Below are 25118 nucleotides of genomic sequence, written 5' to 3' on the forward strand. Positions count from 1 at the left end.
GCCCATCCCGGACTCGCTCCTGCCGGGGGAGTGCCGGGTCAGGTGTGTTTCGTACGTGTGCTTCGTGCCTGTTCGTCCGGCCCGCCGGGACGACGTGGACCGGGACCGGTCGCCGGCTCGGTCCCCGCGCGGGGTCACGCGTCGGCTCGGGCCGTGGCGAGTTGGGCCGGGTACAGCCGCTTGAACAGCACCGCGTACAGTCCTGCGCCGATGACTGGGCCGACCAGTGCGGACAGGTCCGCTCCTCCGAGTGCATCGGCGAGGGGTCCCTGGAAGTTCGTGGAGTTGATGCACAGCAGCGCGGCGGCGGTGCCGAGGATCTGCGCGGTGATGCCGGCCATGTTGACGCCCCCGTGGTACCAGTAGGCGCTGGTGGGGGTTTCGTCGTGCAGTCCGGGACCGCGGTAGCGGTTGCGGCGCAGGATGAGGTCCGTGACGCTGATGGCCAGGCCGGGGCCGAGGACGGCGACGGTGATTTCGAGGATCTGGCTGAGGGCGTCGATGAAGTCGGTGACGAACAGGGCGTACGCGGTGATGGCGACGCCGGCGACGCCGTCGAGCAGGACGGCGGCCCACTGCTTGATCGGCAGACCGACAGCCTGCAGGGCGAGGCCGGAGCTGTACATGGTGAGGATGTTGCCGGCGACCGAGCCGATGACGATCGCGAGCAGGAACAGCGGGTAGAACCAGCCCGGCACGATCTCTTCCAGGGAGACCTGGGGGTCGGTCATGTCGACGGCGGTGCCGGCGAGCACGCCGACTGCGCCCAGCAGGACCGAGGGGACGAACCCGCCCAGAGCGGTCCATCCGGCCACCGCGCGCGGTGAGGAGTCGGCGGGCAGGTAGCGGGCGTAGTCGGCGCCGGTGCCCCAGGACAGCGGGTTGGAAGCGATGATGGCGAAGCCGAGCAGCGCCATCGCGAGCAGGCCGCCGCCGTGCGGGGCGCCCTCGGGCTGCCGTCCGGGCTCGGCGTGGGCGACGACGAAGCCGGCGAGCACGGTCAGGGTGATGGTCAGCATCCAGGTGAACGCCGGGCTCAGGCGCAGGATGAGGGAGTGGCCGTAGACGCTGACCACGATGGTGAGGATCGCCAGGACCAGGACGACGGCCCACCGGGTCGCGGTGTTGACCGCGAAGCCGAGTTGGTCGAGGAGCGCGAAGCTGGCGAGTGCGCCCATGGCGAGGTTGATGGCCTCGTACGCCACGCACACCGACCAGTTCGTGATCACCGTTGATACGCGGTTGCCGCGGATGCCGAAGATGGCGCGGGTCTGGACGCTGGAGGGGGTGCCGGCGACCGGTCCGCTGATGGCGAGGATGCCGTTGAACGCCCAGAACAGGTTGCCCAGGACGACCACGAGCAGAGCCTGCCAGGTGTTGAGCCCGAGGAGGACCAGGGTGCCGCCCAGGACGACGGACAGGTAGTTCACGTTGGCTGCGGCCCAGACGAAGAGCAGGTCGCGGGGGCGGCCGTGGCGCTCGTGGTCGGGGATGTAGTCGATGCCGCGGGTCTCGATGTGCGCCGCGTCGGGAGAAGCGGGCGGCGGCGCGTGGTCGGTCGCGGTTCTGGTGGGTTCAGTGGGGGTCACGGGGGTCCTCCGGTTCATGCGGGGCGAACGGCTAAGGGGGGCAGCGTGGATGCGGTCGCCCGGGAACGCGGTGTGGTCGCCGCTCAGCGTGATCGAGACGGTGCGGGACGCCGCGATCGGTGCGACGGGTCCTCGATGTCGCCCGCGAACATCTCGACGTCACCCGCGTCCTGTACACGCCGCCGGGCTGAGCGTCGCGCCACGGCGTTTCACGAGTGTTGCCCTCCCCGCGTTCCCTGATGTTAAAGTCAGTGGCAGGTGGCTGACTTTAAGGTCAGCTAGAGACCGGGGACAAGAGTTATGACAGGATCGATGCCGTGACCGAGCAGGAAACCAGGACCGACGGCGTGGCAGCGGACACCGTCGGCGGCGCGCGGGAGAGCATCCTGCAGGCCGCCGTCGAGCTGATCGCCCGGGACGGCTTCGACGGCGTTCGCATCGCCGACATCGCCGCCCGCGCCGGTGTTTCCAGCGCGCTGGTGCATTACCACTTCGCCGGCCGCGACCGGCTCCTGACCGGCGCGCTCGCTCACTCGCTCACCCGAGCTGAAGCCCGTCTTCCGGGCCGCACCCGACACGCCGACCGCGACACCCCGCCCCAACGGCTGGCCGACCTGATCGACTTCGGACTCCCGCTCACCCACGACGACGTCCTCGAATGCCGCCTGTGGGCCGAACTGGAGATCCGCTCCTCCGGATCGCCCGAACTCGCCGCCACGCTCACCGAGTTCCGCGCACGCATGCTGCGCCCGCTCGTCTCGGTGGTCGAAGAGGGGCTGCGCTCGGGAGACTTCCGCGACTGCGACCCCGCCGACGTGGCCACCGTCGCCCTCGCACTGCTCGACGGCCTCACCACCCGGCTGATCACCGAGACCTCCACGTCCGCGCTCGGCCTGGCCGACGCCCGCCGCCTCGCCGCCGGCCAGATCACCCTCGCCGTCCACTACGACGACGACCTGCCCTTCCTTCCCCTGCCCGACCCCGGCACCCCATCCGTCGACCTGACGCCCCAACGCGCCACCCCCCGCCGCCGCCGCGCCCCGCGCGCCCCGGCCCGCCCCTGAACGACGCCGGACCCAGCGGAGCACTCGCCCGGCCCGCGCGCCGACGGCATCGGTTTGATCTACGACGGGACCGGTCACACCGGGACGGCCGAACAGGCATACCCGCTATCCCACTTGCCCTGAGTCGGGGGCGCCGACGAGGCATGCGTCGGATTCCCACCGTCGCCCTGGTTGCCGTCGGTGGCCTCGATCGCGGTGAGGAGGCGGGACGCGCGGTATCGCCGCCGAGGTACCCCATGGGAATGCGGCGTACTTCCCTCTACGTAAACGGTGTTGACGTTTCTTCGGAACGCCGTTCGCTCTCTTGCCTTGACCGGCCCACCAACCGGAGGTTCCATGCGACTCACCCCGACCGAGCGCGACCGGCTGCTGATCTTCACGGCGGCCGAGCTCGCGCGTGCCCGCCGCGCCCGCGGCCTGCGGCTCAACGTCCCCGAAGCGCACGCACTGATCGCCGACACCGTCTGCGAGGCGGCCCGCGACGGCAGGCGCCTCGCCGAGGCCATCGACCTCGCACGCAGCGTGCTCGGCCCCGACGACGTGCTGCCCGGGGTCGTCGACATCGTCGGCGACATCCAGGTCGAGGCGGTCTTCGACGACGCCACCCGGCTCGCCGTGGTCACCGACCCGTTCCGGTCCGCCGAAGAGGCGGGTGCGCCGCCCACCCCGATCGACCGGGCCTGCCACACCGGCGGTTCGCGTACCGGTGGCTTCGCCACACCGCAGCCCGACGAGGCCGGCCCCGGCTCGCTGGGTGACGAGGCGCCCGGTGCGGTGCTGTTCGGGGACGCCCCGAACGATCCTTTCGCAGACGCCGACGTGGTGACCGTCGACGTGCGCAACACCGCGGAGGTGCCGATCAGCATCACCTCGCACTTCCACTTCTTCGAAGCCAACCCCCGGCTGCTGTTCGACCGTTCGGCCGCCTACGGGCGTCGAGCCGCGATCCCCGCCGGCGCCACGGTGCGCTTCGACGTGGGCGCGACGGTCTCGGTCGGCCTGGTCCCGATCGGCGGCGCGCGCATCGCGATCGGCTTCGCCGGACTCGTCGACGGGCCGCTGGACGCGCCCGGCGCGAAGGGCGAGGCACTGTGCCGCGCGCACGCCTGCGGCTACCTCGACACCGGCACCGACGTGACGGCAGAGCCCCGGATCTACAAGGAAGGTGAGGTCTCATGACGGCCGCGACCGGGGGATTCCTCGATCCCCGCGACTACGCCTCGACGTACGGCCCGCGCGCCGGCGACCGCATCCGGCTCGGCGACTCCGGGCTGATCATCGAGATCGAGTCGGACGCGCAACAGCACGGCGAGGAGTTCCTGGCCGGGTTCGGCAAGACCGCACGCGACGGGCTGCACCTGAAGGCGGAGACGGTCCGCGAGACCTGCGACGTCGTGATCAGCAACGTCGTCGTCATCGACGCCGCGCAAGGCATCCGCAAGGTGTCCATCGGCATCCGCGAAGGCCGCATCGCCTCGATCGGCAGGGCCGGAAACCCCGACACCCTCGACGGCGTGGACGTGGTCGTCGGCACCGGCACGACGATCGTCTCCGGCGAGGGCCTGATCGCCACGGCGGGCGCCATCGACACGCATGTCCACCTGATGAGCCCGCGGATCATGGAGGCTTCGCTCGCCGCGGGCGTGACGACGATCGTCGGGCAGGAGTTCGGGCCCGTGTGGGGCGTCGGCGTCAACTCGCCGTGGGCGCTGCGGCACGCCTTCTCGGCGTTCGACGCCTGGCCGGTCAACATCGCCTTCCTGGCTCGCGGTTCGTCCTCCGGCCGCAGCCCGCTCGACGAGGCGCTCGTCGAGGGCGGCGCGTCCGGCTTCAAGGTCCACGAGGACATGGGCGCACACGCGAGGGCACTGGACACCGCCCTGCGCGTCGCCGAGGACCACGACGTACAAGTGGCACTGCACACCGACGGGTTGAACGAGTGCCTGTCGGTCGAGGACACCCTCGCGGTGCTCGAGGGCCGCACCATCCACGCGTACCACATCGAGGGCTGCGGCGGCGGGCACGTACCCAACGTCATGCGCATGGCCGGGGTCGCGAACGTCATCGGCTCGTCGACGAACCCGACGCTGCCGTTCGGACGCGACGCGGTCGCCGAGCATTTCGGCATGATCGTGTCCGCGCACGACCTCAAGCCCGACCTGCCCGGCGACGCCGCGATGGCGCGTGACCGCATCCGGGCCGGGACTATGGGTGCCGAGGACGTGCTGCACGACCTGGGCGTCATCCCCATCACATCGTCCGACGCCCAGGGCATGGGCCGCGCGGGCGAGACCGTCCGCCGTACGTTCGCCATGGCGGACAAGATGAAGGCCGAACTCGGGCCCCTGGCAGGCGACCCCGCCGACGGACGGCACGACAACGCCCGGGTACTGCGCTACATCGCCAAGCTCACCATCAACCCGGCGATCGCGCACGGACTTTCGCACGAGGTCGGGTCGATCGAGCCCGGCAAGATGGCCGACCTCGTGCTGTGGCGGCCGGACCACTTCGGAGCCAAGCCGGAGCTCGTACTCAAGGCCGGGTTCCCCGCGTACGGGGTCGTCGGCGACCCCAACGCTTCCACCGATACATGTGAGCCCTTGGTGCTTGGACCGCAGTTCGGCGCCCACGGCGCAGCCCCGGCGGAGCTGTCGGTCGCGTTCACCAGCCAGGCGGCCGCCGAGACCGGCGGCGACCTGATGCCCACCAAGCGGCGCCGCGTCGGCGTGCGCGGCACGCGCGGGATCGGGCCCGCGGCGATGCGATTCAACAACCGCACCGCCGAGGTCCGGGTCGCCACCGATACCGGGATGGTCACCCTCGACGGCGACCCGGTCATGTCGGAGCCGGCCGACTCGGTCGCCCTCAACCGCCTGTACTTCCTCTGACCCACGACCCTCCGCCCTCACCGAGCAACGGACAAGGAAACCCCGATATGACGAACACCCCGGCCGCAGACGGCTTCTCGATGCCCGCCGAGTGGGTCGAGCACGAGCGGACCTGGATGGCGTGGCCCACGTCCAACGCGACGTTCGACGGCGGCGACCACGACCTGCACCACGCCCGCGTCGCCTGGGGGAAGGTCGCCGAGACCATAGCCCGCTACGAACCGGTCACCATGGTCGTCAACGTCGGCGAGGCCGACACCATCGCGTCGTACGTCGACACACCGCTCACCGTCGTCGAACGCCCGCTCGACGACGCCTGGATCCGCGACAGCGGCCCGACCTTCCTCACCGACGGCGCGGGCAACCTGGCCGCCGCTGACTGGATCTTCAACGGCTGGGGCGCGCAGGACTGGGCCACCTGGGAACGCGACCAGCACACCGCCGAGCAGGTCATCGAACTCTCCGGCGCCAAGCGCTACGCGTCGCGCATGGTCAACGAGGGCGGCGGCATCCACGTCGACGGCGAGGGCACCGTCATGATCACCGAGACCGTGCAGCTCGACAAGGGGCGCAACCCCGGCTGGACCAAGGACGACGTAGAGGCCGAACTGCGCGCGTACCTCGGAATCGGGAAGGTCATCTGGCTGCCGCGCGGCCTCACCCGCGACTACGACGTCAACGGGACCCGCGGCCACGTCGACATCATCGCCTCCTTCGCCCGCCCCGGCGTGGTCCTGTGCCACACCCAGCCCGACCCGGCGCACCCGGACCACGAGGTCGGGAAGGAGAACCTCAAGCTGCTGCGCTCCGCCACCGACGCGCGTGGGCGTGCCCTCGAGGTCGTCGAGATCCCCGCGCCGACCGTGCTGGAGGACGACGGCGACGGCTGGGTCGACTACAGCTACATCAACCACTACGTCGCCAACGGCGTGGTCGTGCTGTGCGGCTTCGACGACCCGCGCGACGAGGAGAACGCGGCGACCTTCGCGAAGCTCTTCCCCGGGCGCGAAATCGAACTCGTCGACGCCCGCGAGATCTTCGCCAACGGCGGCGGGATCCACTGCATCACGCAGCAGCAGCCACGCGTCTGACGACACGAGCGCGAGTGTTGAACTTCCTTCCATCTCCCGCGGGAGCTTCCTCTCGTGCGAAGGCCTGATCGCGGGGAGCGCCCGCGATCCACCGCTCGGCAAAGAAGGGTTCGCGGTGGGTATCCGACCGGGCAGAGCGGATCCTCCTGCCGCCCACCCGCCGCATACGCCTTGAACGGACTCGCGAGGCAGTACGGACGGCACGGCGTATGAGGTGCACTCGCTCAAGCGCCGCGCAGATATCGCGACCCGGCCTGCGCCCATCCCGCCGCAGTTCGACTCGACGTGGGACAGGACGGCCGGCCCCTAAGGCCGGGCCAAGAGGCCCTACGATCTTCGGCATGCCGGCATCTCCTTCTGGTTGCGCTTCGGCGTCGACCCGGCCGAGTGCGCCCGCCGGGCCGGCCAGAGCATCGAAGTCCTCTTCCGCTTCTACGCCAAGCTCCTGGGCGGGGTCCGGGAGCAGGCCGATCTCCTCATCGGGCAGTCGATGGGGGAATGGGGCGGTATCAACCGAGGCGGGAGTCCCGCCGGTGGGCCGAGCTTGGACCGGAAATAGACCGGAAATAGCTGGTCAGGAGCGGGTTACGGGTGGGATAGACCGGGAGTTCCGACGCAAGTCGGCTGCTGTGATGGATGAGGCTGTCGAGAGGCGCCTGACGGGTAAAAGCCCAGGTCAGGCGCCTCTCTTTGTGTCCCTAGAAGAAGCCGAGCTTCTTCGGCGAGTAGGACACCAGCAGATTCTTCGTCTGCTGGTGGTACAGGCTTCGTGTGGCCGCCGACCAGCGGAAACGGCAGAGAATCGGTTGATCAGCAGGTGGCTGGGCCGCGCATGGTCAAGATCTTGGTTTGAGCCTGCACAAACAGGTCGTCGATGCGGGAACAGCCTGCGGTGAGCTGGGGCTGGGGCTGGGGCTGGGGCACGGGCAGCACGTAGCCGAAGCCCGACTGCAGCAGCCGGCGGAAGCGGCTCTCCTGCCCGTAGGCGCGTCCGCGCTGACCCAGGTGATGGGCATCGGCGAGGTGACGGCGCGCAGCACCATGCGCCGGGACGGTTCGTCTTTCGTGGCGAGCTCCCGGTCGTCGGGGACTTTGGCGGCGCGGCATCGTTCGCGGTCCTCGGTCCAGGACTTGGGCAGGTAGAGCCAGCGGTCGACCAGGGTCCGGCCGCAGGTGGTGGCATAGGCGGGGAAGACGCCGAGCTGTTCGGTGCGTCCGGGGTCCCGGAGTGCTGGTGCTGGAGCCTGGCAGGGCGGGGATGAGGTCGCCGATGGCGCCTCTGCGGACCGTTGGCTGCCTGGAGCGCTGGATCCCGATGCTCGCCGGAGCCGTCGCCGCGTACGTCGCAGGCGGCACGGCCGCCCCGGACTGGGGGGCGTCCTGTGGAGCGGCCTCTCCCCGACAGCCGCCTTCAGTCACCTCATGGCATGCGACGATCCGGCGGGAGTCGCGCAGGCACACCAGGTGGCTCGACAGCCCCGTCGCCGCGCATCGTCCGTCCCCGCCGGACACGAGGGCGAGAGTTCCTACTCCCGGGAAGGGAGTTGCTCCGGGACGTCGCCGGGCACCACGTGCTTCTCCGGTGCGTCCTCCTTGCCGAACTGGCGGGCGGCGCGGTCGAAGTAGCGGAGAAGTTCCACCGGGAAGGGCATGACGAGCGTGGAGTTCTTCTCCGCGGCGACCTCGACGACTGTCTGCAGCAGGCGCAGTTGCATGGCTTCCGGGGTGTCGGCCATGATCCGCGACGCGTTCGCCAGCTGCTGAGCGGCCTGGAACTCGCCGTCCGCGGTGATCACTCGGGCCCGCCGCTCTCGCTCCGCCTCGGCCTGCCGGGACATCGATCGCTTGAGCGACTCCGGCAGCTGTACGTCCTTGATCTCGACCCGGTCGATGTGGACGCCCCAGCCGGCCGCCGGGCTGTCGATCATCAACGCGAGGCCCTCGTGGAGTCGTTCGCGGTCGGAGAGGAGATCGTCCAGGTCGCTCTTGCCGATGATCGAGCGGAGGGAGGACTGCGCGACCTGGCCGACGGCGAAGACGTAGTCCTGTACCTCGATCGTGGCTTGTGCCGGATCGACGACCCGGAAGTAGACGACCGCGTCAACCTTGACCGAGACGTTGTCCCGGGTGATGCCCTCCTGTGTAGGGATCGGCAGGGTCACGACCTGGACGTTCACCTTCCGCATCCGGTCGGCGAAGGGGACCAGGAAGGTGATGCCGGGCTGTCGGTGGCCAGGCAGCGCCTTGCCGAGGCGGAACACGACGCCTCGCTCGACCTGATTGACCACGCGCAACCCGCTGCGCAACAACAGCAGGATGAAGACGACGGTGATCACGGCTCCGACGACTGCGCCATCCATGACGGCTCACTCCCTCTTGAATTTCGTTCTCGGCATTCGGCAGGACGTCCGTGGGGGAGTGCCGGATGCAGGGCGAGACGTCAGGAACGCGTCAAAGTCTGCGTGGGCGTCGGCCCGTTCCTCGCATGTCCAGAAGGAGACGCAGCCGGTTCCGCCTTCGTGGCCCGGCTCGTACAGTCTGTGCGAGCCGGGCGGCCACGCTGTGCGGTTCCGGCATCGCAGAGCGCGGCGGAGGTCGGCGCGCATGATGGAAGGAGAGTGCGTGGGTGCGACAGACCGGCAGGAGCCCGCCGTCCCTGGCGATCTTCGTGGGGGTGGCGATCTCAGTGGCCTCGGTCGTGGACCTGGCCGCGCGCCGGACGCACCAGGCCGCCCGCCTGCGGGCCGAGTCGGAGACCCTGTCCTTCCTCGCCGGGAGCGTACTGCGGGGCGAGACGACGCTGGAAGCGCTCCTCGAACGGGTCCGGGAGACCTTCTCCATGGAGTCGGTCGCCCTCCTGGAACGCCTCGACGAGACGGAGCCGTGGACCTGCGTCGCCGTCGTCGGCCACCGGCCGTGCGACCGTCCGGAGGACGCGGACGTCGACATGCCCGTCGGCGACCACCTCGCGCTCGCGCTCACCGGCCGGATGCTGCCCGCCGAGGACCGGCGGGTACTCGGCGCCTTCGCCGCCCAGGCAGCCGTAGTCCTCGACCGACAGCGGCTCGTCGGCGAGGCGGAGGAGGCCCGGAAGCAGGCCGAGGGAAACAAGATCCGTACGTCACTCCTCGCAGCCATCAGCCACGACCTGCGGACCCCGCTCGCCGGCATCAAGGCCTCGGTCACCTCCCTGCGCTCCGACGACGTCGAGTGGTCGGAGGACGACCGGGCCGAACTCCTCGAAGGCATCGAGGACGGCGCCGACCGCCTCGACCACCCCGTCGGCAACCTGCTCGACATGTCCCGCCTGGAGACAGGCACCGTCACCGCCGTCATCCGGGAGACCGACCTCGACGAGGTGGTGCCGATGGCACTGCTGGGAGTCCCCAAGGACAGCGTCGAGCTCGACATCCCCGAGACGCTCCCGATGGTGGCCGTCGACCGCGGCCTCCTGGAACGGGCCGTCGCCAACATCGTCGAGAACGCGGTCAAGTACAGCCCACCCGGGCAGCCCGTCCTCGTCTCGGCGAGCGCCCTCGCCGACCGCGTGGAACTGCGTGTCGTCGACCGCGGCCCCGGCGTCCCCGACGAAGCCAAGGAGCGTGTCTTCGGCGCCTTCCAACGCTACGGCGACGCCCCGCGCGGCGAGGGAGTCGGCCTCGGCCTGGCGGTGGCGCGGGGGTTCGTGGAGGCGATGGGCGGAAGTCTGACCGCGGAGGACACCCCTGGCGGCGGCCTGACGATGACGGTCACCCTGCGGATGGCCGCCGGCGCCGTGCCGTCCGTCCCGGACCTGGCGGCCGAGGCGACCACCTGACACGGGCGAGCCGGGGTCAGTCCCGGTACTCGTCCGCCGATGCCTTCAACAGCTGCTCCAGCTGGCTCCCGGCCTCGTCGTACCCGGCGTCGGAGATCCGTTGCAGCTCGCGCAGGTCGCCGGCCGCGGTTGCGCGTCGGGTGAGGAGGAGCCCGGCGCGCAGGGATCCCTCGTCCAGCAGTTCGCTCAGTTCGTCGAGGTCGCCGACTGCGTCGGCGAGGTCGGCCAGCCGGTCCAACGCGGTCTCGTTGCCCTCGTCGGCCAGCTCGCGCAGGGTCTCCCGATCGATGTTCGTGTTCTCCATGACGCCATGGTGCGGCCCTGCCCCAGGGGAAAGGTCAAGTGCGACGATGGCCGGGTGATCACCATCGGGCAGCTGGCCGCGTATGTCGGAGTATCGATCAAGACCATCCGCGTCTATCACGACAAGGGACTGCTCCCCGAGCCCGACCGCGATGCGTCCGGCTACCGGCGATACGACGCCGACGACGCCATCGACCTGATCAAGATCCGGACGCTCGCCGAAGCCGGCGTCCCCCTGGCCCGCATCCGAGAGCTGAGATCGGCGACCGACGGGGAGTTCCGGGAGGCGCTGAGCGAGATCGACGAGGAGCTCACCGCGCGCATCCGGGACCTGCGGGCGACACAGGTGCGCCTTCGCCGACTCGTCGACGGGCAGCTGGCACCGGTACGTGCCGAGGTCGCTGCCCACCTGGAGCATCTGGCCCGCTGGGGATTCACCCCGCAGTGGGTCGACCTGCAACGCGACCTGTGGATCCTCGTCTTCGCCACCCACCCGGACCACGCGATCACCCTGTTCCACGACCAGGCCGAGTCCTTGGCCGACCCAGTTCTACGGCAGCTCTTCCTCGACTACGACCACGCGCATGACCTCGACGCCCAGGATCCCCGCATCGACGACCTCGCCCGCCGCATCGTCGAGGCGACCAAGACTCGCTACGGCTCCGAGGAGCCACCCCACCTGGATGAGGACTCCGACATCCCTTCACTGATCCAAGGCACGGTCAACGCCTCGTCTCCTGCGTGGCAGCGAATCGACACGCTTGTTCGGCAACAGCTCAACGCGTGAAGCGAGATTGCCGGATGCGCTGACACCGTCCAGAGGGTCGGACGTGAAAGTCCTGCGCTTCGCGGATCGCAGAGTCCGGTCCGCGTTCCCCGAACCCTGGCAGCCTCCACTACTCGGTGATACTTTGTAGTGGTACTCGGTACTACGGAGTACCGCTAGGGCCGAGGAGGACTCGCGATGGATGACCTGACGGAGATGCTGAAGGGCACGCTCGAAGGGTGCGTGCTCGAAATCATCGGCAGCGAGGAAACCTATGGGTACGCCATCACCCGTCGGCTGAACGAGCTCGGCTTCGCCGACGTCGTCGAGGGGACGGTGTACACGATCTTGGTGCGACTGGAGAGGAACGGACTCGTCCAGGTGACGAAGCGGCCGTCCGGCGTCGGTCCGCCGCGCAAGTTCTACGCACTCAACGACGCCGGGCGCGAGGAACTCACGAAGTTCTGGGCGAAATGGCAGTACGTCTCATCACGCATCGACAGGCTCAAGGAGGGCGGGAGATGAACTTCTGGGAGACCGTCACAGGCAGTGATCTCACCAGGGAATGGAAGGCGTTCGAAGCCCGGGCCGAGGCCCTGCCCGGCGACTACCGGGGGGCCTGGGAGCAGATCAAGGGTCACCTCTTTCCGCATGGGGACTTCACCGGCCGCAACCTGATGCCGATCCTCGACGCTGCCCTGGGGCTGCTCGAAGAGGCAGCGGCGGACGGACAGGGCGTCCACGAGGTCCTCGGCGACGACATCGGGGGCTTTTGCACGGCGCTGGCCGGTGGAGAAGGGGCCCGAACCTATCGCGACGGGTGGCGCGAGCAGTTGAACAGGAACGTCGCAAGGAAACTGAGCCGGCTGGGAGGCTGACATGGGCATCCAGGACATCATCGAGGGCAAGAAGCAGTGGCGGGCGCACAAGGCTCGGGTCAAGGCGCTCCCGCCGGACTACCAGATCGTCTACAAGGAGATGGAGAAGTACTTCTTCAAGGTCGGACCGGTCGACCTGCCGGACGGGCCCCTGCTCCCTGGGATCGTCGACTTCTTCGAGGAGGGTGTCGCCTCGGGCAAGAGGGTCCTGGAGCTCATCGGTAAGGACGTCGCCGCGTTCTGCGACGACCTGATCAAGGACTCTCCCACCTACGCGGACGTCTATCAGGAGTCCATCACCGGGGAACCCGGCACGGCCCAGAAGTAGCCCCCATCGCCTCATGCCGGTGGGCGTAGCCCGCACGCGCGGTTCGTCCGCCTCGGCGCAACGCGAACAGGCGTGGGCCGACCAGCCACCAGAAGCCGCCGCAGAACTTGTCCATCGAGGTGGTCGAGCAGGCTGGCGAGACCTGGCTCAGTCCTGCCCGCGGCCCCGGCGGGCAGGACTCCGGTGGCGGGCCGCTCGACCCCCTTCCTCAAGACGACGCGACTGACGTGCAGTTACGGACAGTCGCTCAATCCGAGTTGCGAAACGGCTCCCCCCTGCGTCTTCAGAGTCCGAAAGGACGCCTCCATGCCTTCATCTGTCATGCCCGCGACCATAAAGGTTGGCGGTCACCCGTCGCCGACCGCAATCTCCGCCGTCGGGCTGAGCAAGTCATACGGCGAAAAGCTCGTCCTCGACGACATAGATCTGCGCATCCCCGCCGGGTCTGTGTTCGCGCTGCTCGGCCCGAACGGCGCCGGCAAGACCACCGCCGTCAAGATCCTCTCCACCCTCATCACCGCCGACGCCGGTGACCTGCGCGTCGGCGGGCACGACCTGGCCGCCGACCCGCAGGCGGTCCGCGCCGCGATCGGCGTCACCGGGCAGTTCTCCGCCGTCGATGGCCTGATCACGGGCGAGGAGAACATGCTCCTCATGGCCGACCTACACCACCTGTCCAAGCGTGAGGGGCGGCGGGTCGCCGCCGAACTCCTGGAGCGTTTCGACCTGGTGGACGCCGCGAAGAAGCCGGCCTCCACGTACTCCGGCGGGATGAAGCGCCGCCTCGACCTTGCGATGACGCTGGTCGGCAGCCCGCGGATCATCTTCCTCGACGAGCCGACGACAGGGCTCGACCCCCGCTCCCGCCACAACATGTGGGGCATCATCCGCGGCCTCGTCTCCGACGGCGTCACCGTCTTTCTCACCACCCAGCACCTGGAGGAGGCCGACGAACTCGCCGACCGCATCGCTGTGTTGAACGACGGCAAGATCGCCGCCGAGGGCACCGCCGAAGAGCTCAAGCGGCTGATCCCGGGCGGGCACATCCGACTCCGCTTCACCGACCCGGGCGCCTACCAGTCCGCCGCTGACACCCTGCGCGAGGTCACCCGGGACGACGAGGCGCTGTCGCTGTCCATTCCCAGCGACGGCAGTCAGCGCGAACTGCGCTCCATTCTCGACTGGCTCGACTCCGTCGGCGTCGAGGCGGACGAACTGACCGTACACACCCCCGACCTCGACGACGTGTTCTTCGCCCTGACCGGCGAAGGCAACGTCCCTGACCAGCTCAGGAAGGACGCCCGATGAGTGCTCTCTCCCTCGCTGTCCGCGACTCGCACACGATGCTGCGCCGCAATCTGCTGCACGCGTGGCGCTACCCGTCGGGGACCCTGAACCTGCTGCTCACGCCGATCATGATGCTGCTGCTCTTCGTCTACATCTTCGGCGACGTGATGAGCGCGGGCATCGCCGGCGGCGGCGCCGACCGCTCCGACTACATCGCCTACATCGTCCCGGGCATTCTGCTGATGACCGTCGGCAGCACCGTGATCGGGGCCGCGGTGTACGTCTCCATGGACATGACCGAGGGCCTCATCGCCCGCTTCCGCACGATGGCGGTCTACCGCGGCTCGGTGATCGTCGGGCACGTCGCCGGCAGCGTGCTCCAGTCGGTCGCCAGCGTGGTCCTCGTCGGCGCCGTCGGCGTGGCCATCGGCTTCCGGTCCACGGACGCCACGGCCTTGGAGTGGCTGGCGGCGTTCGGTCTGATCGCGCTGTTCGCCCTGGCCCTCACCTGGATCGCGGTCGGCATGGGCATGGCCAGCCCGAACCCGGAGGCGGCAAGCAACATGGCCATGCCGCTGATCCTCCTGCCGCTCATCTCCAGCGCCTTCATCCCGGCCGAGACGATGCCGGGCTGGTTCCGGCCGATCGCCGAGTACCAGCCCTTCACCCCGGCCATCGAGACCCTCCGTGGCCTCCTCCTCGGCACCGAGATCGGCCACAACGGGTGGCTCGCCCTCGCCTGGTGCGTCGGCCTGATCGCCCTCGGCTACCGCTGGTCGACGGCACAGTTCAACCGCGACCCGAAGTAGGCACGACCGCGCCGGCCGCCTCTCGCAGCGAATAGTGCACGGTTGGAACGCTGGCTCTTTCCCAGTCATTCACCGTCGACGGATCGGGTGTGGGGAGCGCGAACCGGCAACTAGAAGTTCATGAGCAGCAGATGCAGCCCGGCTTGCAGCCGCACGCGTCCGCCTCGGCCCCGGCGGGCGCCGGGGTGTGGGTGGTGGGTGCGCAGCAGCCCTTGCCCTGCCAGGCGTCGCGGCCTTCCTTGACCGCGATGGCGGCGATGACCAGGGCGGCGATGGGGTCGGCCCAGGACCAGCCGAGTGTGGCGTTGAGGGCTAGGCCGTTCCTGTGGATCACGAAGGGAAGCGGGGACCTCTGTAGTGCATCTGGAGGGGATGATCGGTGCAGCTAGCCTGGCGGCATGTCCATCTCCTGGCGGTCCAGCGCCGCAGCGTTCGAGCAGATACTGGGTCGACATGGCGTCGCCGCTGGCGCCTGCACCATGGAGGCGGCTTGGGCTGCCTTTGGGGAGTTCGTACAGGTACCGGTCGAGGGCATTGAGGGGCCCGAGGACGGCGGAGACGTCTTCATCGTGGGATGGGGCGTCTGGGACTGGACCGGGAACCGGCCCGCACTGTCCCTCGGACGACTGCTGACGGTCAACGAGTACGGCGACCGGCAGGATCCGTACTGGCAGCCGCTGTACTGGAAGGTGGAGTTCCAGGCGTGCTTCGCCGAGGATCCCGCCTGGGCGGACCTGCACATCAGTGGTGGTGGGGACACGGGTTTCGTTGACGCTGCCATCGGCAAGCCCAGAGCGGATGCGCTCGCGGCCACACGCCGTTTCATCGACGAGGACCCGCTCCTGAGCGCGTTGTGGCGGTCCGCTCCGATCGAGATCGACGTCACGCTCGAACGGGCAGGGTAGCCGCACCGCCGGGTCATCCGCCCGACCGGATGAGGATGGCACCCGCAGACGAGCCATGACCTGAGGGAACGCGGGTGCGTCGCCTGCCCGGCTGGGCGTGAGGACGAAGGCGAGCGGGCGACAGCGGCCGTCGGCGGCAAGGTGGATCTTCGTGGTCAGTCGGCCGCGGGACTGTCCGAGGGCACGATGCGCCGGCTCGCCGGCCGGGGCCCTGGCCGGCCTCCCGCGTCACGACGTACGCGGCCTGGGCACCCTCACCCTCCCAGGCCGACGTATGCGGCCTAGGTCGTTTCTTTCGGCTCATCTCGCTGACCAGATGAAGATGGCGGCGATGTGGAGTCCTGCGAGGTAGATGGTGGCGGTCTTGTCGTAACGGGTGGCCAGACCGCGCCACTGCTTGATCTTGTTGATGCACCGCTCGACGGTGTTGCGCTGTTTGTAGGCCTCGCGGTCGAAGGCCGGCGGACGGCCGCCGAACTGGCCACGCCGTTTGCGGTTCGCGGCCTGGTCGGAAGGTTGCGGGATCACCGCCCGGATCCCACGTCGGCGGAGATGGGCGCGGATCGCACGAGAGGAATAGGCCTTGTCGGCCAGGACCACCTCCGGGGTGGTCCTGGGTCGGCCGATCGGCCGCGGCACCCGCAGTCGGGCCATGACCTCGGGAAACGCCGGTGCGTCACCGGCCTGCCCCGGCGTAAGGAGAAACGCCAGGGGCCGGCATCGGCTGTCCGCGGCGAGATGGATCTTCGTGGTCAGCCCGCCGCGGGAGCGTCCGAGGGCATGGCCGTCCGGCTCGCCGGCCGGGGCCCCTTTTGACGGGCTCCGGCGGCGTGCTGATGAGCCCGGACGATGGTGGAGTCGACCGAGACGACCCAGTCGAGGTCGCCTTCGGCGTCGGCCTGGGCGAGCAGGGCGGTGAAGACCTTCTCCCAAGTTCCGTCGGCCGCCCACTTCCGCAGCCGGTTGTGGGCCCCCTTCCACGAGCCGAAGCGCTCGGGCAGGTCCATCCACGGAGTGCCGGTGCGGTACTTGAACGCGATCGCGTCGATCACCTGCCGGTGATCCCGCCACCGCCCACCCCGCTTCGGAGTCCGATCCGGCAGCAACGGCTCGATCCTCGCCCACTGGGCGTCAGTCAACGACACACATCAACCAACGATCAGATGATCCGAAGGAAACGCCCTAGTTGGCGGGTGATATTCCTTTCGGTGCAGGTCGCCAGCATGCCAGCAGCATCATCGCCCGCCGGAACCGCACCGAGCTGGTACTGCCCCGCCGCACGACCTGCTGCAGTTTCTGCCTCTCCTGCTCGGTCAGCCCACGAACCCGGACCGGTTGCGCCATCCCTCCTCCCCACTGGTCCGGGAAGGCATTTCCAACCAGCACCACGAGCAACCCGGCGAACCTTCCCGGTCAGAGCACTAGGTATTGCGCACGGACGCTGAGGGTTCCTGGCCGTTCTGAGCCTGCTGCGCTCGCTCCGCCATCATGGTGGCGAGGCCCTTGAGCCAAGTGCCGTTGAACGGCCGTCCGTCAGTGTCCTCACCTTGAACGAGGATGAGGACGGTGCCCACGCGGAAAGACATGGCGGAACCGGCCGCCTCTCCGTTCGTGCTGGGAAACGACCCGGCGAAGCTTTCGTCTCCGACACGGGGCAGCGATCCTGCGGGCCCACCACCGCCTTCACTCTCGGCTTCCTCGGTTTTGCGGTGGAAGGCGTGGGCCTTCTGCGCACTGGTGAACGCTGCGACGCGTATGTGAAGGTCGGCGTCGGGATCGCCCATGAGGAAATCGACGGAGGCGAAGTAGGAAAGCCCCGCGCTTTCCGGCACCTGCGCTCCCCCGATGTCGGGCGCCTTGGGCTGGGTCCAACCCGCCGGCAGGCTGGCCAGGTCCGGAAGCACGTGCAGGGCGACGGCATCACTCAGCGGGGTCACGGACTTCCGCTGCCCGGCGTCGTCACCCGCGATGAGCCGAGCTCCGCCGTAGAGGCCCAAGGCCAGCAGGGCGACCAGCACCAGTGCTGCGGCGAGCAGGGAGTAGCGGTTGTTGCGGGTGATATTGACGGTAACGGGCCCCAAAGAGATGGTGTTGCGGCCCCTGACCGTTGAGCCGTCGATGGTGATGCTGCCGGACGTCACCTTCGGGAGCTCGGCCGGCGGGGGCCCGGCGGCCAGCGCCGCGGCGATCCGCCGCGTGAATTCCGGGTCGGCGTCCATCTCCGCCTGGAGGGAGGCCCTGAGCCTTGCCGCGGCCCCCGGGTCCGTCGGCCGGGCTTCGACGGCCTGAATCGCCGAGCGGCCACCCTCACTACCACCAAGCCGCTCACGCACCAGATCCGACACCGCTTGCCCCACCCCGGTCCCCACCACGGTCAGCGCCCCCCCAGCGACCTGAGTGACTATCTGAACCACCGTCTCAATCACGCGCCATCTCCCTAACTGCCAGCGGAAGAAACCCTGTTGAGATACTCGCACTCCGCGCAGCATGCGGTTGGCCTGCTTGTCGGCCCGTTCCGGGATCACCGTGCGGATGCTGCGTCCGCGCAGGTGGTCGCGGATCGCGCGGGAGGAATACGCCTTGTCGGCCAGGACCAGGTCCGGCCTGGTGCGGGGCCGTCCAAAAGGGCGGGGAACGCGCAGCCGGACCATGACGTCCGTGAAGGCGGGTGCGTCGCCGGCCTGACGGGGGGTGAGGACGAACGCCAGTGGCCGGCACCGGCCGTCGGCCGCGAGGTGGATCTTCGTGGTCAGTCACGACGGCTGTGGCCTGCTCACCCTGGCCCCTCTGCCCGAGGAGCGGCCCCATGGCTGACCCCTGGTGGAGAGCCGGCCCCCAGGACCCGCACCGGATGGACGATCGAGTCTCCAGCCTCTACGCCGAACGCTGCTACATCGACCGGGACGACAACGCCGTCATCCTGGTCAACAAGGAACGCACCGTCCGCGTCCCCGCAGCTTTTCTCGCAGTCCTGCTGATCGGCCCTGGCACCCGCGTTACCCACGCCGCCGTCGCCCTGCTCGCCGGCTCAGGCACCGCCGTGTGCTGGGTCGGTCAGCATGGCGTACGCATGGATGCGGCCGGCATCGGCCCCAGCCGCGGATCCCAACTCGTACTCCGCCAGGCATGGCTGGTCACCCGACCCAAAGAACGCCTCCAGGTCGCCCGCAGAATGTACGCCAAACGGTTCCCGGGCGAGGACGTCTCCCAACTGACCATGCAGCAACTGCGCGGACGGGAAGGTGTCCGCATCCGCCGCCTGTACGCCGAACACTCGTCGTCCCCGCCCGCGCGGGGGTCTTCCGCGCGCCGCCGTTGACGCGCAGCTCAGCCCTCTTGTACAGGACCTTGGCATTCTTGCCTCGGCCGAGCTTGTATCCCTTCAAGCCCAGCTTCGACGCCTCCCTGTAAACCCAGCTCGTGGACATATTGAGCATCGTGGCGACGTCGGAAGTGTCCATAAGGGCGGGCTCGGTGGGCTGGAGCCTGCGCGGTCGGCTGTTTTCGGAGGGGTGCGGCTGCGGTTCCATGGTTGAGAGGGCTCCTTGAGGCTGGCCTGTGGCTGATCGCAGTGGCGGGTCGTGCTGTGCTCTGGCCGGATTCCGAAAGTTCTTGGCGGCCGCCCTGTGTCACTACAAGAGTCACGGGGCGGGCTATGGCCATGGTCATGAGGATCGTCGGCTTTGCTGGCCCGGGATTCGCTGCTAGGTTGCCGCGCCGTTTGGAGGGTCCTGCGGTGGCGGGAGGTTCCCTCGCGGATGCAGGGGGCGGGGCGTCGTCGGTCCGTCGGGGTGACGGCGATCACGGGGGCCCGTGGACGACTGCTGCGTAGGCTTGTGGGGTCGCCGTGGTCGGGTCCGGAGGGGTGGGGGTAGCCCCCTCGCTCCTGCCTGATGACGTGTCAGGAAAGTCAGCAAGTGGTCAGCATGAGTCCTGAAAGACCTGGGGAACGCTGCCCGAACATGCGACTCGTTGTAGGGTGATGAAACAGCCCTTGACCTGCAAAAACGCAGGCAGGGAGCCTATGTCCAGGAGTACCTCGATGATGCGAACGATATTCAAGTCGAAGATTCACCGTGCGACCGTGACCCAAGCGGATCTGCACTACGTCGGATCGGTCACCGTCGACGCCGAGCTGATGGAGGCGGCCGACCTGCTACCCGGTGAGCTGGTGCACATCGTCGACATCGACAACGGGGCCCGGCTGGAGACCTACGTCATCGAGGGTGAGCGCGGTTCCGGTGTCATCGGGATCAACGGCGCCGCCGCGCACCTCGTACACCCCGGCGACCTCGTGATCCTCATCAGTTACGCGCAGGTCGAGGACGCGGAGGCCCGGACGTTCGTCCCGCGCGTCGTGCACGTCGACGGCGACAACCGCATCGTGGAACTCGGGACCGACGCGTCCGCGCCCGTCCCCGGGAGCGACACCGTGCGCGGTCCGCACGCCGTGCCCGCCCCCGCCGCGGAATCCGGCGCCTCGGAGTCCGTACCCGTACGGGTCTGAGCGCGGGTTCGCGTACGGGTCCCGTCCGACCGAGTCCAGGGAGCACCGCCACATGGCCGAGCCGAACATCCGCGACGACCGCCCGAACGGACGTCTTGAGGCCTTCGACGGGGACACCTTCGTCGGTGTCGTCGTCTACTTCGTCCTCGACGTCGAACCCCACGCCCTCGTGGCCGTGCACACGATCGTCGAGGAGGCGCACGAGGGGAAGGGGATCGCCGGGGCGCTCGTACGCGAGTTCTACGCCATCGCCGCCGCCGAGGGCGTCCCCGTCGTACCACTCTGCCCGTACGCCGCCGTATGGGCGGAGCGCCACCCGGACGAGGCCCCGGTGCCCCCGTCCGACGTCGTCCGCGAGGCGAAGCGCCAGCTGAAAGCCACCCCGGACCTGTGGTGACTCCGGCCGGCACCCTGGCGCTGCTCCACACCTCGCCGGTCCACGTCCCCGTCTTCGACGGGCTGCGCGACCGGTACCACCCCGGGCTCGTCCTGCGTCATCTCGTCGACGAGGAGCTGCTGCGTCGGGCCCGGTCCTCCGGGTCCGACGCGGTCGCCGGGCCGGTGGCCGCCGCGCTCGCCGCGGCCGTCGCGGACGGCGCCGACGCCGTGCTCTGCACCTGCTCCACGATCGGCGGGACCGCCGAGCGCCAAGCGGGCGCGCTCGGCGTACCCGTGCTGCGCGTGGACCGCCCGATGGCCGCCGAGGCCGCCCGGTACCGCCGCGTCGTCGTGGTGGCCGCCCTGCGTTCCACCCTGGAGCCCACCGTCTCCCTCATCGCGGAGGAGTCCGGACCGGAGCCCTCGTTCGTGAGCACCGTCGTGGTCGAGGGGGCGTGGGAGCTGTTCGAGGCGGGGGACCGGGACGGCTACCTCGACGCCGTGGCGGCCTCCGTGGACCGCGCGCCCCTGTCGGAGGACAGCGTCGTCGTCCTCGCCCAGGCGTCGATGGCCGACGCCGTGGAGCGGATGTCCACCCGGCGGCCCGTTCTGGCGAGTCCACGCCTCGGGCTCGCGGCGGCGGCCGAGGCGGTCGCCGCCTCGGCCGCGGTTCGCGCGGGGCGGGACTGACCCCGTTCCGACCCGAAGGGCGGGCCCCGGCGGGCGCCGTCCGGCCCGGCGGGCCACCCTGGAGAAGGACGGAACCCGTCGACCGAGAGGTCCCGCCATGACTCACCCGTTCCCCGATCCGCTGCCGCCCTCGCCCATCCCCCCGCCGGCCCCCTCGCCGCCTCCGGTGCCGCCGCCGAGCCCGGTCCCGGTCCCTCCGGACCCCGATCCCTCCCCGGCTCCTCAGCCCGGCGGGCCCGTACCGGAACCCGAGCCTCAGCCCCAGCCGGGCCCCGCCGGCCGGCGTCCCGCGTGAATGCCGAGCTGAGTCAAGGCCCTTGAGGTTTCGCGTATCGCTTGTCACGGAGCGTGTTTCACCCCTAACTTGGACGGCTGTCGCTGTGTTCAAGGGGGGCCCATGGCCGTACGCGGACGTCACCGCCGCCACCAGCCGAGCCGGATCAACCGTGCCTCGCTCACCGTCACCGCGGGAGGCGCCGGCATGGCGCTGCCGCTGATCGGCGCGGGCACCGTGCACGCCGCCTCGCTCGACGTCTGGGAGAAGGTCGCGTCCTGCGAGTCGACCTCCCAGTGGCAGATCAACACGGGCAACGGCTACTTCGGCGGCCTCCAGTTCAGCCAGTCCACCTGGGAGCGGTACGGCGGCACCCACTACGCCCCGCGCGCCGACCTGGCCTCCAAGGACCAGCAGATCGCGATCGCCGAACGCGTCCTCAAGGGCCAGGGGCCCGGCGCCTGGCCCGCGTGCGGCCCCCGTGCGGGGCTCGCCCGGGGCGGGGAGGCACCCGACGTCACCCCTGACGGCAGGACGGCGGCGAAGCCGTCCGGCGGCGGGAACACGATGAAGACCGCCTCCATGCCGGGGCAGCGGGCCTTATCCGCCGAGGCCTCGCACCAGGCCAGGAACGTCGGCCCGACCGCCGTACCCACCGTCCGTGAGATGTACACGGTGACGCCCGGCGACTCGCTGTCGAAGATCGCCCTCGAAGAGCGGGTCCAGGGCGGCTGGAAGGGGCTGTACGACAGCAACCGGCCCGTCGTCGGCGACGACCCCGACCTCATCCTCCCCGGCCAGCGCCTGACCCTGCGCATCGCCGCACCGAAGAAGCCCGCCCGGGCCGAGAAGCCGGGGCAGGGGGAGAAGTCCGCACAGGCGGCGAAGCCGGGGCAGGCCAAGAAGCCCGCGCAGGCCAAGAAGCCCGCGCAGGCCGGGAAGACGCCGGAAGTGAAGTCCGCCGTCGCCGCGAGGACGGTTCTCCCCAAGGTTCCCTCCGCCACGGCTCCGCCCGTACGGCCCTCCGCGCGGCCCACCGTGCCCCGGACCCGCCCCGCCGCCGTGCACCCGGCGACGAAGCCCGTCGAGAGGCCCGTGACCAAGCCCGCCACGAAGCCGGTGACCCGGCCCACGAGGCCGGCCGCCAAACCGGTGGCCAAGCCGGCCGCCAAGCCCAAGCCCAGACCCAGGCCCGCCACCACCGACGAGGACCGCTACTCCGCCCCCGTCTCCGCGGGCATCGGCACCCGCTACGGCAAACCCGGCTCCTCCTGGGCCAGCGGCTACCACACCGGCGTCGACTTCCCCGTGCCCACCGGCACCTCCGTCAAGGCGGTGTCCGGCGGCCGGATCGTCTCCGCCGGCTGGGGCGGCGCGTACGGCTACCAGATCGTCCTGCGCCACGACGACGGCCGCTACAGCCAGTACGCGCACCTCTCCGCGCTCGCCGTCCGCGAAGGCCAGCGGGTGCACGCCGGCCAGCGCATCGGCCGCTCAGGGTCGACCGGCAACAGCTCGGGACCGCACCTCCACTTCGAGGTGCGGACGGGTCCCGGGTACGGGTCCGACATCGACCCCCTGGCCTACCTCAGGGCCCGTGGAGTCACCTTCTGACGCCCTGGGAGTGGTGTCGTCGATCCGGCCCGGTCCGGTGCCGGATCCCGCGCCCGGTCCCGTCCCCGGGCTCCGCGCCGGATCCGACGCCGCGAGCGACTCGGCCGGGTCCGTCATCCGGTCGAGCGTCAGCTGCACCAGGCCGCCCGCGGCCACCGCGCCGCAGATCAGCGCCGCGACCGTGCCGGCGGCGCCGTAGCGGAAGCTCTCGCCGAACAGGGTCAGACCCACGGCCGCGGCGACGACCGGATTGACCACCGTGACGGTGGCCAGCGGGGCGGCGAGACCGGCGCCCCGGTACGAGGCCTGGGAGAGGAACAGACCGGTGACGGCCAGGGCCGAGAGCACCAGCAGCCCGGTCCACTCGGCGAACGGCGCCTCGGGCGTCCACTCCTCGGCCACCGCCTTCGTGAAGACCGACGCGATGCCGAAGGAGACGCCCGCCGCCGCCGCGAGGACGATGCTCCGGAGCGCCGACCGGCCCACCAGGTGCGCCGCCGTGAACAGGCCGGCCACCACGCCGAAGGTGCAGGCCGTGAGCAGCCACCGGTCCCCGTCGGCCAGGGTCCGTCCCTCGGCGCCGCTCGTGAGGCTCAGGAGTCCGGCGAGGCCCGCCGTGGCCATGACGGCGCCGCGCCAGGCTGGCCGGCCGGCCCTGCGGCCGACGAAAAGGGCCGCCATGGGCAGCGCGAACACGATCGTGAGGGCGCCCATCGGCTGGACCAGGCTCAGGGGGCCGTACGCGAGGGCCGCGACGTGCAGGGTCGCGCCGACGCCGTTGAGCAGGACCGACCCCCACCAGGCCGGATTGCGCAGCGGCGCGTAGCGCGGGCCGCCGACGGAGGCGGCGACCCGCTCCTGCACGATCGCCGCGCCCGCGTAGGCGACCGCCGAGACCAGGGCCAGGAGGACGGACAGCACGAGGGGACTCATACCTTCCACGATCTCTCTTCCCGGCCGATCGCGTCGTCGTCCCAGGGGACGTCTTCGCGGATACCACCGACGTAGTACGCGGGCCCCGCGTACGCCCGGAGATGTACACCCGCGCAGGTCGGAACGGGTGCAAAGCGTCTTTTTCGAGCCGTATCGGGGGCCGGGGAGGGCGGGCTACGGTGGCGGAGAATCCGGCACAGCCAGAGACAGACGCACAGACGCGCAGACAGGCAGGGGGACCGCTGGTGGATCTCGTCGAGAGCGGATCGGTGGGCGGTTTCTTCGCCCTGCGGACCACCCCGCCGGAGACCGGCGGCGCGCACCGCCCCCTCGCCCTCCTGTACGCGGGGGAGGACGGCCCCCTCCACGCGCGCGTGGACCGGGTCGCCGCCCGCCTCGGCGCCCCCGAGCGGCGCGTCGGCGCCTCGGTGGCCCACCTCGGGCTCGCGGCCCGCCTCTGGTCGACGGCGCTCGGCCCGGCCGCCCTGCACGGCCGCTTCCCCGACCTCGACCCCGCCGGGCTGCACTGGGACGGGGCGCTGTCCTCACCCGACGACCTGTGGTGGTCCGGTTCCGGGACCCGCCCCGCGACCGTGGACGCACTCCGCGCGGCCGTCCAGGAGGCCCATCTCGTACCGCTGCACGCGGCCCTCGGCCGCGACGGACGGATCTCCCGCCGCCTGCTCTGGGGGAACGCGGGCTCCGCCCTCGCCGGGGCGCTGCGCGAACTGACCCGGTGGGCCCGCGCCCACGGCCGCCCGGACGTGGCCGAGCGGGCCGCCGCCCTGGTCTCCGGACTGCTGGACCACCCCGACCTCGCCGGCACCGTACGGGGTCCCCGGCTGCGCCGCGTCAGCTGCTGCCTCTACTACCGCTGTCCCGGGGCCGGACTCTGCGGAGACTGTGTCTTCGACCACGCCCCCCGAACGGGTTTGGAGGCGCGGCCCCCCGCTCCGTAAAGTTGCAGTTTCGAAAGCCCGCGAACGGCGACCCGCCC

At 70.2% G+C, this 25118-nt stretch carries 20 protein-coding genes and 8 pseudogenes; 18 read left to right on the forward strand and 10 right to left on the reverse strand.

Annotated features, from left to right (window positions below; translation table 11 throughout):
• Positions 1-134: 134 nt before the first annotated feature.
• On the reverse strand, positions 135-1589 hold the full coding sequence (locus V4Y03_RS30160) for a purine-cytosine permease family protein (protein ID WP_332436999.1): 1455 nt from the start codon (positions 1587-1589) through the stop codon (positions 135-137).
• Positions 1590-1906: 317 nt separating this feature from the next.
• Between V4Y03_RS30160 and V4Y03_RS30165 the strand changes: the two genes are divergently transcribed.
• The 4 genes from V4Y03_RS30165 to V4Y03_RS30180 all read left to right on the forward strand — a co-directional run bounded on the left by V4Y03_RS30165 (position 1907) and on the right by V4Y03_RS30180 (position 6632).
• Entirely contained in the window at positions 1907-2653 is a 747-nt protein-coding gene (locus tag V4Y03_RS30165; protein ID WP_332437000.1) for a TetR/AcrR family transcriptional regulator, read from the forward strand.
• A gap of 336 nt (positions 2654-2989) precedes the next feature.
• Complete coding sequence (ureA, locus tag V4Y03_RS30170; protein WP_332437001.1) at positions 2990-3832, forward strand: urease subunit gamma; 843 nt, start codon at positions 2990-2992, stop codon at positions 3830-3832.
• Complete coding sequence (locus V4Y03_RS30175) at positions 3829-5541, forward strand: urease subunit alpha (protein WP_332437002.1); 1713 nt, start codon at positions 3829-3831, stop codon at positions 5539-5541. Before ureA ends, V4Y03_RS30175 begins: the two co-directional genes overlap by 4 nt.
• Positions 5542-5588: 47 nt before the next feature.
• The gene (locus V4Y03_RS30180) at positions 5589-6632 is read left to right on the forward strand and encodes an agmatine deiminase family protein (protein ID WP_332437003.1); all 1044 of its coding nucleotides are present in this window, start codon (positions 5589-5591) and stop codon (positions 6630-6632) included.
• 852 nt (positions 6633-7484) lie between these two features.
• Here V4Y03_RS30180 and V4Y03_RS30185 read toward each other — a convergent pair.
• Together V4Y03_RS30185 and V4Y03_RS30190 are read right to left on the reverse strand one after the other, a co-directional pair.
• Positions 7485-7881: pseudogene (locus V4Y03_RS30185) on the reverse strand (transposase); the annotation flags it as partial.
• A gap of 277 nt (positions 7882-8158) precedes the next feature.
• Positions 8159-8992, reverse strand: coding sequence for a slipin family protein (locus tag V4Y03_RS30190; protein ID WP_332437004.1), 834 nt, complete (start codon positions 8990-8992; stop codon positions 8159-8161).
• A gap of 302 nt (positions 8993-9294) precedes the next feature.
• Here V4Y03_RS30190 and V4Y03_RS30195 point away from each other — a divergent pair.
• A pseudogene (locus V4Y03_RS30195) lies at positions 9295-10449 on the forward strand (sensor histidine kinase); the annotation flags it as partial.
• 16 nt (positions 10450-10465) lie between these two features.
• On the opposite strand, the gene V4Y03_RS30200 reads toward V4Y03_RS30195, so the two are convergent.
• Positions 10466-10753 carry a hypothetical protein gene (locus tag V4Y03_RS30200; protein ID WP_332437005.1) on the reverse strand — a complete coding sequence of 96 codons (288 nt, stop codon included), beginning with the start codon at positions 10751-10753 and terminating at the stop codon, positions 10466-10468.
• Between the two features lie 54 nt (positions 10754-10807).
• Here V4Y03_RS30200 and V4Y03_RS30205 point away from each other — a divergent pair, with 54 nt between their 5' ends.
• From V4Y03_RS30205 to V4Y03_RS30230, 6 genes are all read left to right on the forward strand, one after another.
• The gene (locus tag V4Y03_RS30205; RefSeq protein ID WP_332437006.1) at positions 10808-11539 is read left to right on the forward strand and encodes a MerR family transcriptional regulator; all 732 of its coding nucleotides are present in this window, start codon (positions 10808-10810) and stop codon (positions 11537-11539) included.
• Between the two features lie 177 nt (positions 11540-11716).
• Positions 11717-12043, forward strand: coding sequence for a PadR family transcriptional regulator (locus tag V4Y03_RS30210; RefSeq protein ID WP_332437007.1), 327 nt, complete (start codon positions 11717-11719; stop codon positions 12041-12043).
• Positions 12040-12396, forward strand: coding sequence for a DUF1048 domain-containing protein (locus tag V4Y03_RS30215; protein ID WP_332437008.1), 357 nt, complete (start codon positions 12040-12042; stop codon positions 12394-12396). Before V4Y03_RS30210 ends, V4Y03_RS30215 begins: the two co-directional genes overlap by 4 nt.
• 1 nt (position 12397) lies before the next feature.
• On the forward strand, positions 12398-12724 hold the full coding sequence (locus tag V4Y03_RS30220) for a DUF1048 domain-containing protein (protein WP_332437009.1): 327 nt from the start codon (positions 12398-12400) through the stop codon (positions 12722-12724).
• A gap of 306 nt (positions 12725-13030) precedes the next feature.
• Complete coding sequence (locus V4Y03_RS30225) at positions 13031-14032, forward strand: ATP-binding cassette domain-containing protein (protein ID WP_332437010.1); 1002 nt, start codon at positions 13031-13033, stop codon at positions 14030-14032.
• Entirely contained in the window at positions 14029-14820 is a 792-nt protein-coding gene (locus tag V4Y03_RS30230; RefSeq protein ID WP_332437012.1) for an ABC transporter permease, read from the forward strand. Before V4Y03_RS30225 ends, V4Y03_RS30230 begins: the two co-directional genes overlap by 4 nt.
• Positions 14821-14938: 118 nt before the next feature.
• Here V4Y03_RS30230 and V4Y03_RS30235 read toward each other — a convergent pair.
• Positions 14939-15139: pseudogene (locus V4Y03_RS30235) on the reverse strand (cation transporter); the annotation flags it as partial.
• Between the two features lie 79 nt (positions 15140-15218).
• On the opposite strand from V4Y03_RS30235, the gene V4Y03_RS30240 reads away from it, so the two are divergent.
• Positions 15219-15725, forward strand: coding sequence for a hypothetical protein (locus V4Y03_RS30240; RefSeq protein WP_332437014.1), 507 nt, complete (start codon positions 15219-15221; stop codon positions 15723-15725).
• Positions 15726-15746: 21 nt separating this feature from the next.
• Here V4Y03_RS30240 and V4Y03_RS33965 read toward each other — a convergent pair.
• The 4 genes and pseudogenes from V4Y03_RS33965 to V4Y03_RS30260 all read right to left on the reverse strand — a co-directional run.
• Positions 15747-15905: pseudogene (locus V4Y03_RS33965) on the reverse strand (IS5/IS1182 family transposase); the annotation flags it as partial.
• Between the two features lie 120 nt (positions 15906-16025).
• Positions 16026-16870, reverse strand: a protein-coding gene (locus tag V4Y03_RS30250; protein WP_443079847.1) for an IS5 family transposase whose coding sequence is annotated in 2 segments (ribosomal slippage) — positions 16026-16540 and positions 16540-16870 — 846 coding nt in all. Because the reading frame shifts where the segments join, the coding sequence is not laid out codon by codon here.
• A gap of 79 nt (positions 16871-16949) precedes the next feature.
• Positions 16950-17069: pseudogene (locus V4Y03_RS30255) on the reverse strand (IS630 family transposase); the annotation flags it as partial.
• A gap of 1133 nt (positions 17070-18202) precedes the next feature.
• Positions 18203-18478, reverse strand: a pseudogene (locus tag V4Y03_RS30260) (transposase); the annotation flags it as partial.
• 53 nt (positions 18479-18531) lie between these two features.
• On the opposite strand from V4Y03_RS30260, the pseudogene V4Y03_RS30265 reads away from it, so the two are divergent.
• The 5 genes and pseudogenes from V4Y03_RS30265 to V4Y03_RS30285 all read left to right on the forward strand — a co-directional run.
• Positions 18532-19002: pseudogene (locus V4Y03_RS30265) on the forward strand (CRISPR-associated endonuclease Cas1); the annotation flags it as partial.
• 765 nt (positions 19003-19767) lie between these two features.
• The gene (panD, locus tag V4Y03_RS30270; protein ID WP_332437015.1) at positions 19768-20232 is read left to right on the forward strand and encodes an aspartate 1-decarboxylase; all 465 of its coding nucleotides are present in this window, start codon (positions 19768-19770) and stop codon (positions 20230-20232) included.
• Between the two features lie 46 nt (positions 20233-20278).
• A pseudogene (locus V4Y03_RS30275) lies at positions 20279-20629 on the forward strand (GNAT family N-acetyltransferase); the annotation flags it as partial.
• Positions 20623-21300: an aspartate/glutamate racemase family protein gene (locus tag V4Y03_RS30280; protein ID WP_332437016.1), complete on the forward strand. Its 678-nt coding sequence runs from the start codon at positions 20623-20625 to the stop codon at positions 21298-21300. The pseudogene V4Y03_RS30275 and the gene V4Y03_RS30280, both read left to right, overlap by 7 nt.
• Positions 21301-21697: 397 nt before the next feature.
• Positions 21698-23188, forward strand: a complete 1491-nt coding sequence (locus V4Y03_RS30285; RefSeq protein ID WP_332437017.1) for a transglycosylase family protein — start codon at positions 21698-21700, stop codon at positions 23186-23188.
• Here V4Y03_RS30285 and V4Y03_RS30290 read toward each other — a convergent pair.
• On the reverse strand, positions 23069-24121 hold the full coding sequence (locus tag V4Y03_RS30290) for a DMT family transporter (RefSeq protein ID WP_317878601.1): 1053 nt from the start codon (positions 24119-24121) through the stop codon (positions 23069-23071). The genes V4Y03_RS30285 and V4Y03_RS30290 overlap by 120 nt on opposite strands.
• Positions 24122-24366: 245 nt before the next feature.
• Here V4Y03_RS30290 and V4Y03_RS30295 point away from each other — a divergent pair, with 245 nt between their 5' ends.
• On the forward strand, positions 24367-25080 hold the full coding sequence (locus V4Y03_RS30295; RefSeq protein ID WP_332437018.1) for a (2Fe-2S)-binding protein: 714 nt from the start codon (positions 24367-24369) through the stop codon (positions 25078-25080).
• Positions 25081-25118 lie beyond the last annotated feature (38 nt).

The sequence above is a fragment of the Streptomyces sp. P9-A4 genome, from assembly GCF_036634195.1.
GTDB lineage: Bacteria > Actinomycetota > Actinomycetes > Streptomycetales > Streptomycetaceae > Streptomyces.